Annotated in this window: 10 protein-coding genes; 9 read left to right on the plus strand and 1 reads right to left on the minus strand. The window is 65.3% G+C overall.

What is annotated here, in order from left to right; all coding sequences use genetic code 11:
- Positions 1–33: 33 nt before the first annotated feature.
- Both queG and RSW2DRAFT_RS18400 read left to right on the plus strand, forming a co-directional pair.
- A complete protein-coding gene (gene queG, locus RSW2DRAFT_RS16295; RefSeq protein WP_008032963.1) occupies positions 34–1,071 on the plus strand; it encodes a tRNA epoxyqueuosine(34) reductase QueG in 1,038 nt (345 codons plus the stop codon).
- A gap of 79 nt (positions 1,072–1,150) precedes the next feature.
- A complete protein-coding gene (locus RSW2DRAFT_RS18400; protein WP_008032964.1) occupies positions 1,151–1,321 on the plus strand; it encodes a hypothetical protein in 171 nt (56 codons plus the stop codon).
- 57 nt (positions 1,322–1,378) lie between these two features.
- Here the strand turns inward: RSW2DRAFT_RS18400 and RSW2DRAFT_RS16300 are convergent, their stop codons facing one another.
- Positions 1,379–2,245, minus strand: a complete 867-nt coding sequence (locus RSW2DRAFT_RS16300; RefSeq protein ID WP_008032965.1) for a branched-chain amino acid aminotransferase — start codon at positions 2,243–2,245, stop codon at positions 1,379–1,381.
- Positions 2,246–2,396: 151 nt separating this feature from the next.
- On the opposite strand from RSW2DRAFT_RS16300, the gene RSW2DRAFT_RS16305 reads away from it, so the two are divergent.
- The 7 genes from RSW2DRAFT_RS16305 to RSW2DRAFT_RS16335 form a co-directional block, all read left to right on the plus strand.
- Entirely contained in the window at positions 2,397–2,903 is a 507-nt protein-coding gene (locus RSW2DRAFT_RS16305) for a MarR family winged helix-turn-helix transcriptional regulator (RefSeq protein ID WP_008032968.1), read from the plus strand.
- The gene (locus RSW2DRAFT_RS16310) at positions 2,900–3,607 is read left to right on the plus strand and encodes a response regulator (RefSeq protein ID WP_008032970.1); all 708 of its coding nucleotides are present in this window, start codon (positions 2,900–2,902) and stop codon (positions 3,605–3,607) included. The genes RSW2DRAFT_RS16305 and RSW2DRAFT_RS16310 overlap by 4 nt, the downstream gene beginning before the upstream one ends.
- A 94-nt stretch (positions 3,608–3,701) precedes the next feature.
- Positions 3,702–4,199 (plus strand): hypothetical protein, encoded by a 498-nt coding sequence (locus RSW2DRAFT_RS16315; RefSeq protein WP_008032975.1) that lies wholly within the window; start codon positions 3,702–3,704, stop codon positions 4,197–4,199.
- A gap of 21 nt (positions 4,200–4,220) precedes the next feature.
- Positions 4,221–5,147, plus strand: a complete 927-nt coding sequence (locus RSW2DRAFT_RS16320) for a histone deacetylase family protein (protein WP_008032980.1) — start codon at positions 4,221–4,223, stop codon at positions 5,145–5,147.
- The gene (locus RSW2DRAFT_RS16325) at positions 5,144–5,383 is read left to right on the plus strand and encodes an exodeoxyribonuclease VII small subunit (RefSeq protein ID WP_008032982.1); all 240 of its coding nucleotides are present in this window, start codon (positions 5,144–5,146) and stop codon (positions 5,381–5,383) included. Before RSW2DRAFT_RS16320 ends, RSW2DRAFT_RS16325 begins: the two co-directional genes overlap by 4 nt.
- Positions 5,380–6,249 (plus strand): polyprenyl synthetase family protein, encoded by an 870-nt coding sequence (locus RSW2DRAFT_RS16330; protein ID WP_008032984.1) that lies wholly within the window; start codon positions 5,380–5,382, stop codon positions 6,247–6,249. The genes RSW2DRAFT_RS16325 and RSW2DRAFT_RS16330 overlap by 4 nt, the downstream gene beginning before the upstream one ends.
- 19 nt (positions 6,250–6,268) lie before the next feature.
- Positions 6,269–6,983, plus strand: a 715-nt coding sequence (locus tag RSW2DRAFT_RS16335; protein WP_008032985.1) for a 1-deoxy-D-xylulose-5-phosphate synthase N-terminal domain-containing protein, incomplete at its 3' end; no start/stop codon positions are given.

The following is a 6,983-nucleotide window of genomic DNA, read 5'->3' on the forward strand; positions in this document are numbered from 1 at the left end:
ACCCCCGGACCCCCGTGGGATATTTTCGAACAGATGAAAGTCCAGGGTTTCGGCGATCTGAAACAACGGCTGGTGGCGCGGGCTTTGGAAGAGGGATTCTCCAAGGTCGGGATCTGTGCGCCGGGTGCGGTGCCGCAGGCGGCGGGGCGGTTGGCGGAATGGCTGGCGGCGGGGCATCACGGGCAGATGGGCTGGATGGCGGATCGGGCCGAATGGCGCGGCTCGGCGGCGGCGCTGTGGCCGGCGGCGCGGTCGGTGGTGATGCTGGCCGAGGTTTACACGCCGGATTGTGATCCGCTGGCAGTGCTGGGGCAGCGGGATCGCGGGGCGGTTTCGGTCTATGCGCAGGGCAAGGATTACCACGATCTGGTGAAGCGGCGGCTGAAGCGGCTGGGGGGCTGGTTCGTTGGCGTCTCGGGGGCCGAGATCAAGGTGTTCGTCGATACCGCCCCGGTGATGGAAAAGCCTTTGGCGCAGGCGGCGGGCTTGGGCTGGCAGGGCAAGCATACCAATCTGGTGGCGCGCGATCTGGGAAGCTGGTTCTTTCTGGGCGCGATTTTCACCACGGCGGAATTGCAGCCGGATGCGGCGGAAGCCGATCATTGCGGGTCTTGCTCGGCCTGTCTGGACATCTGCCCGACGCGGGCATTTCCGGCGCCATACCAGTTGGACGCGCGGCGCTGCATTTCCTATCTGACCATCGAGCATCGCGGGCCGGTGGACCCCGCGTTGCGCGGGATGCTGGGCAACCGGATTTATGGTTGTGACGATTGTCTGGCGGTGTGCCCGTGGAACAAGTTCGCGGGTGCGGCGCGCGAGATCGGTTATGCGGCGAAGGTGGGGGCGCCGATGCTTGCCGATCTGGTGGTGCTGGATGATGCCGGGTTTCGCGCGCTGTTCGCGGGCAGTCCGGTCAAGCGGATCGGGCGCGACCGCTTTGTGCGCAACGTGCTGTATGCCATGGGAAATTCCGGGGATAAGCGGCTGCGGGCGGTAGCGGCCGGATTGCAGGGCGATGCCGATGCAGCGGTGGCGGATGCGGCGGTCTGGGCGGTGGCGCGCCTGTCCTGATGCAGGACACTGTTCGGGTTGGGAGAATCAGCGCAACCCGTGGTAGCGTGAGAATCCGATCAACCTGGGAGGGACGAACATGGGCCGACATATCGCAGACCATCGGACGCCGTCGCTGGGCGGCAGGGTCAAGAATTTCCTGCGCATCGCCCGCGGCAACCGCGCACCTTGGCACCGCGCCGAGGCCAAGCCGGATGGCAACCGCCGTCTGGTGCAGTTTATGCGCATCGCCCGGGGCCGCACTGCCTGAAGCGATGACTGACCGCAAGGAAAGGAAGAGCGCGCCGGTCGGGCGCGCTCTTTCGTTTCAGGCCCGCACCATCTTTTCGTAGTCGGTCGAGATATCCTTCGTCAGTTGCCCGACCTCGAAATTGTAATCACCGATCTGCCCCACCGGCGTCACTTCCGCCGCGGTGCCGGTCAGCCAGCATTGCTGGAAGCCTTCCAACTCGCCCGGCAGGATGTGGCGTTCGTGCACGGTGATGCCCTTTTCGCGCAGCATCCCGATCACGGTCTGCCGGGTGATGCCGTTCAGGAAGGCATCCGGCAGCGGCGTATGCACCTCGCCATCCTTCACGAAAAAGATGTTCGCCCCGGTCGCCTCGGCCACATAGCCGCGATAGTCGAACATCATCGCGTCAGAACACCCCTTGGCCTCGGCCGCGTGTTTCGACATGGTGCAGATCATGTAAAGCCCGGCAGCCTTGGCGGCATGCGGAATGGTTTCCGGGCTGGGGCGCTTCCATTTCGAAATGTCCAGCTTGGCGCCCTTGAACTTGGCGTCGCCGTAATAGTTGCCCCAGGTCCAGACCGCCACCGCCAGATGGATCGGGTTGCGCTTGGCCGCGACCCCCATATCCTCGCCCGAACCGCGCCAGGCGATCGGGCGCACATAGGCGTCGGTCAGCCCGTTGGCCTTCAGCGTCGCCTCTTTCGCCGCCTCGATCTCGGCCACCGAGAACGGCAGCGGCATATCCAGCAACTCGCCCGATTTGCGCAGCCGTTCGGAATGTTCGACCGACTTGAAGATCTTGCCGTTGTAGCAGCGTTCGCCCTCGAACACGCTGGAGGCATAGTGCAGCGCGTGGGTCAGGATGTGCACCTTGGCATCGCGCCAGTTCACCAGCTTGCCATCCATCCAGATAAAGCCGTCGCGGTCGTCGTAGCCTGCCATTTTCCCCTCCTTCAGCGGGATCTTTGCATTAGTTGCGCAAGATAGGTCCGAAGTGGACATAAAGTTGCGCGAAATCGGAGGGTTGGGTAACAGTTGAGTCTTGGAAAGTCAACAAGGCTGACATAAAATGATTGCAACAAGGGGGGCGGGCATGGCAACGGCGAACACCGGGCAAGGCGGCGAGAGCCTGCTGTTTCTGACCGACGAGCAGGTGCGCAAGGGCATCGAGGCGATGTTCTTTGCCTATCGCGGCTTTACCGCCGACCCCGACCGCATCCTGCAGGACATGGACTATGGCCGCGCGCATCACCGGGCGATCCATTTCATCCACCGCTCGCCCGGCACCACGGTCAACAACCTGCTGTCGATTCTGGGGGTGACCAAGCAAAGCCTGAACCGGGTGCTGCGGACGCTGATCGAGGATGGGCTGGTGGAAAGCAAGGTGGGCCGGGTGGACCGGCGCGAGCGGCATCTGACGCTGACCGAAAAGGGCGCAGGCCTGGAGCGGGCGCTGTCGGATGCCCAACGCGCGCGGATGCGGGCGGCGTATCGGGCGGCGGGGCCGCAGGCGGTGCAGGGCTTTCGTCAGGTGCTGGAAGCGATGATGGACCCCGAACTGCGCCGCCAGTTCCAGACCCTGAAGGAGGCCGGGGCATGAGCGATCCGCAAGCGCATCTGCTCGTGGTGGACGACGATGAACGCATCCGCGGGCTGTTGCAGAAGTTTCTGATGCGCAATGGTTTTCTGGTGACCATCGCCCGCGATGCTGCCCAGGCCCGCCGTCTGCTGGGTGGGCTGGAGTTCGATCTGGTGGTGCTGGACGTGATGATGCCGGGCGAGGATGGCATTGCCCTGACCCGCGATCTGCGGGCGCGGCTGGCAGTGCCGATCCTCTTGCTGACCGCCAAGGGCGAAACCGCCAACCGCATCGAGGGGCTGGAGGCCGGGGCCGACGACTATCTGGCCAAGCCGTTCGAGCCGAAGGAACTGCTGCTGCGCATCAACGCCATTCTGCGCCGGGTGCCGCAGGCCAAGACGGCGGTGGCCGGGCCGAAGGTGCTGCATCTGGGCGCCGTGCGCTATGATCTGGAACGCGGCGAGTTGTGGCGCGGCACCGAACCGGTGCGGCTGACCGCGACCGAGGCGCAACTGATGCGGATCTTTGCTGCCGCGGCAGGCGAGCCGGTCAGCCGCGAGCGTCTGGTGGGCGATCTGGGGCCGGGCGATGATGCCGACAAGGCGCAGGACCGGGCGGTGGATGTGCAGATCACCCGCCTGCGCCGCAAGATCGAGGCCGACCCCAAGCAGCCGCGCTATCTGCAAACCGTGCGCGGCGAAGGCTACATGCTGGCACCTGATTAAACTTGGCGGCAACGCATTGATATCCGGCCAATTCACCTTATGGTTCGGCGCTCGAATCCGGCCGTTCGGGCCGGGTTGAAACCGGAGAAGATGAATGAAATCTGTGATGCTGTCGGCCGTTCTGGCGACTGCCTGTTGTGCAAGCGGTGCGGCCGTGATGGCGCAAGACCTTGAATCCTATGCCACCGTCGGCGTCTGGGAAGTGCTGATCGACCCGACCATCGGCAACGGCTGCCTGATCAACGCCGAATTCGAAGACGGATCGGACGTGCGGATCGGGTTCGACCGGGCGGCGGGCACCGGCTATCTGATGGCGATGAACGCCGCCTGGGGAGAGATTGTGGTGGATCAGGACTATCCGATCAGCTTTGATCTGGACGGCACCTCCTATGACGGCGTGGCCAAGGGCGTTGTGCTTGACGATCTGCCGGGGGTGGATATTCCGTTTGACAGCATCGAGTTCCTGACCGGCCTTGCCGCCAGCAATACCATGACCCTGTCGTCGAACGGCACCGAGGTGATGAAGATCGACCTGACCGACAGCGACAAGGCCTTGGTCAGCGCCATCGAGTGCCAGGACAAGCAAGGCTGAAACCAAGGGGGTGAACGGCAGATGGTCACGGCGCTGTTCACCCATTCCGATTGCGACGACCATGTCGAGCTGCCCAGCCACCCCGAACAGCGGGCAAGGCTGGCGGCGGTGGCGCTGGGGCTGGCCGGGCTGGACCTTTTGCGCCTGCCCGCGCCGCTGGGTGACGATGCCGACATCCTGCGCTGTCATCCGCAACGCCATATCGACCGGGTGCGCCAAAGCCTGCCCGCGCTGGGCTGGGCGCAGATTGACGGCGACACCTATTTGTCCCCCGGCAGTCTGACCGCCGCGCGGCGCGGTGTCGGTGCTGCCTGTGCGGCGGTGGACCTGGTTCTGGGCGGCGGCGCTGCGAACGCCTTCACCGCCACTCGCCCGCCCGGCCACCACGCCGAGGCTGAAACCGCCATGGGTTTCTTCCTGTTCAACTCCATCGCCATTGCCGCGATTCGGGCGCTGGAAGTGCACGGGCTTTCCCGCGTCGCCATCGTCGATTTCGACGTGCATCACGGCAACGGCACTCAGGCGCTGCTGTGGGACGAGCCGCGGGTTCTGTTCGCCTCCAGCCAGCAGATGCCGCTTTACCCCGGCTCGGGGGCGGCGTCGGAAACCGGCGCGCAGGGGCAGATTGTCAATGTGCCGCTGCGGGCAGGCACAGGCGGGGCTGAAATGCGGGCGGCCTACGCGGCGCAGGTTTTCCCCCGCATCGAAGCCTTTCAACCGGAACTGATTCTGCTTTCGGCGGGCTTCGACGCCCATGCCTGCGACCCTTTGGCAGGGCTGAACTGGCGCGAGGCGGATTATCAAGCCCTGACAGGCCGGATATGCGATCTGGCGGAACAGATCTGCGACCGCCGGGTGGTATCCGTTCTGGAGGGTGGCTATGATCTGCCGGCACTGGCCGCCTCGGTGGCCGCACATGTCGGGGTTTTGCAGGAGCGGGGCGCATGAGCGACAAGCCGATTGCCGGGATGAGTTTCGAAGAGGCCATGGCCGCACTTGAACAGGTTGTCGGCGCGCTGGAACGCGGTGAAGTGGCGCTGGAGCAATCCATCGCGCTTTACGAACGCGGCGCGGCGCTGAAGGCGCATTGCGCGGCCAAGCTGAAGGATGCCGAGGAAAAGGTGGAACTGATCCGCGCGGCGGAAGGCCGGGCCGTGGGCACGACGCCGGTGGAGGGGCTGTGAGTTTCAAGGACGTTCTGTTGACCGATGCCGCGCATATTCAGGCGCGGCTGGATGCGGCGATGGCCGGGCTTTCCGATCAGCCGGTGGTGCAGGCGATGCGCTATGCCACCCAGGGCGGCAAACGGTTGCGCGGGTTTCTGGTGCTCGAATCGGCCCGGCTGCACGGCATTGCCGCGGAAAATGCGGTTTCGGCGGCGGCGGCGATCGAGGCGCTGCATGCCTACAGTCTGGTGCACGACGATCTGCCCTGCATGGACGACGACGACCTGCGCCGCGGGTTGCCGACCTGCCATGTGAAATGGGACGAGGCAACGGCGGTGCTGGCGGGCGATGCCTTGCAGACCATGGCCTTTGAGTTGCTGTGCGACCCGGCGCTGGGGTCGGAAAAGGCCCGGCTGGCGCTGGTGGCGAGTCTTGCGCGCGCTTCGGGGGCGGCGGGGATGGTCTATGGGCAGGCGCTTGATATTGCGGCTGAAACTGCCAGCGAACCGCTGACGCTGGCGCAGATCACCGAGTTGCAGGCGGGCAAGACCGGGGCGCTGATCAGTTGGTCGGCGCAGGCCGGGGCCCTGCTGGCGGGGGCAGACCCAGCCCCGCTGGCGCGGTTTGCCACGGCCCTGGGGCTGGCCTTCCAGATCGCTGATGACATTCTGGATGTCGAAGGCGATGCGGCGGTAGCGGGCAAACGGGTGGGCAAGGACGCCGATGCCGGCAAGGCCACTTTCGTGTCTTTGCTGGGGCTGGAGGGGGCCAAAGCCCGTGCAAGGGCGCTTGAATCCGAGGCCGAGGCGGCCTTGGCGCCCTATGGTGCGTCAGCGGCGACCTTGATTGCGGCGGCGCGCTTCGTTATCGCTCGGGAAAGCTGAAGGCTGCGGAGGATCCGCCATGACTGATCGACCCAAGACGCCGACTCTGGACCGGGTAAACGTGCCCGCCGATCTGAAGGCGCTGACCGACCACGAGTTGCATGTGCTGGCGCAGGAATTGCGGGCCGAGACCATCTCGGCGGTGTCGGTGACGGGCGGCCATCTGGGCGCCGGGCTGGGCGTGGTTGAGCTGACCGTGGCGCTGCATGCGGTGTTCGACACCCCGCGCGACAAGGTGATCTGGGACGTTGGCCACCAGTGCTATCCGCACAAGATTTTGACCGGGCGGCGCGACCGTATCCGCACCTTGCGGCAGAAAGACGGGCTGTCGGGTTTTACCAAGCGCTCTGAGAGCCCCTATGACCCGTTTGGTGCGGCGCACAGCTCCACCTCGATTTCGGCGGCGCTGGGCTTTGCCGCGGCGCGCGATCTGGGCGGCGACGGTGGCGACGCGATTGCGGTGATCGGTGACGGCTCGATGTCGGCGGGCATGGCCTTCGAGGCGATGAACAACGCGGGCCACCTGAAAAAACGCATGTTCGTCATCCTGAACGACAACGAGATGAGCATCGCCCCGCCGGTTGGCGCGCTGTCGGCTTACCTTTCCCGCCTTTACGCCGGGGCGCCGTTCCAGGAGTTCAAGGCCGCCGCCAAGGGGGCGATCAGCCTGCTGCCGGAACCGTTGCAGGAAGGCGCGCGCCGGGCCAAGGAGATGCTGAAAGGCATTGACCGTT

The sequence above is a fragment of the Rhodobacter ferrooxidans genome, assembly GCF_000176015.1.
GTDB lineage: Bacteria > Pseudomonadota > Alphaproteobacteria > Rhodobacterales > Rhodobacteraceae > Pseudorhodobacter_B > Pseudorhodobacter_B ferrooxidans.

What these genes read in the sequence shown, in the direction of transcription:
- RSW2DRAFT_RS16305 (WP_008032968.1), top strand. Translation starts at nt 2,397, where the DNA reads ATGGCAACGGCGAACACCGGGCAAGGCGGCGAGAGCCTGCTGTTTCTG.
- RSW2DRAFT_RS16315 (WP_008032975.1), top strand. Translation starts at nt 3,702, where the DNA reads ATGAAATCTGTGATGCTGTCGGCCGTTCTGGCGACTGCCTGTTGTGCA.
- RSW2DRAFT_RS16300 (WP_008032965.1), bottom strand. Translation starts at nt 2,245, where the DNA reads ATGGCAGGCTACGACGACCGCGACGGCTTTATCTGGATGGATGGCAAG.
- queG (WP_008032963.1), top strand. Translation starts at nt 34, where the DNA reads ATGAAAGTCCAGGGTTTCGGCGATCTGAAACAACGGCTGGTGGCGCGG.
- RSW2DRAFT_RS16325 (WP_008032982.1), top strand. Translation starts at nt 5,144, where the DNA reads ATGAGCGACAAGCCGATTGCCGGGATGAGTTTCGAAGAGGCCATGGCC.
- RSW2DRAFT_RS16320 (WP_008032980.1), top strand. Translation starts at nt 4,221, where the DNA reads ATGGTCACGGCGCTGTTCACCCATTCCGATTGCGACGACCATGTCGAG.
- RSW2DRAFT_RS18400 (WP_008032964.1), top strand. Translation starts at nt 1,151, where the DNA reads ATGGGCCGACATATCGCAGACCATCGGACGCCGTCGCTGGGCGGCAGG.
- RSW2DRAFT_RS16310 (WP_008032970.1), top strand. Translation starts at nt 2,900, where the DNA reads ATGAGCGATCCGCAAGCGCATCTGCTCGTGGTGGACGACGATGAACGC.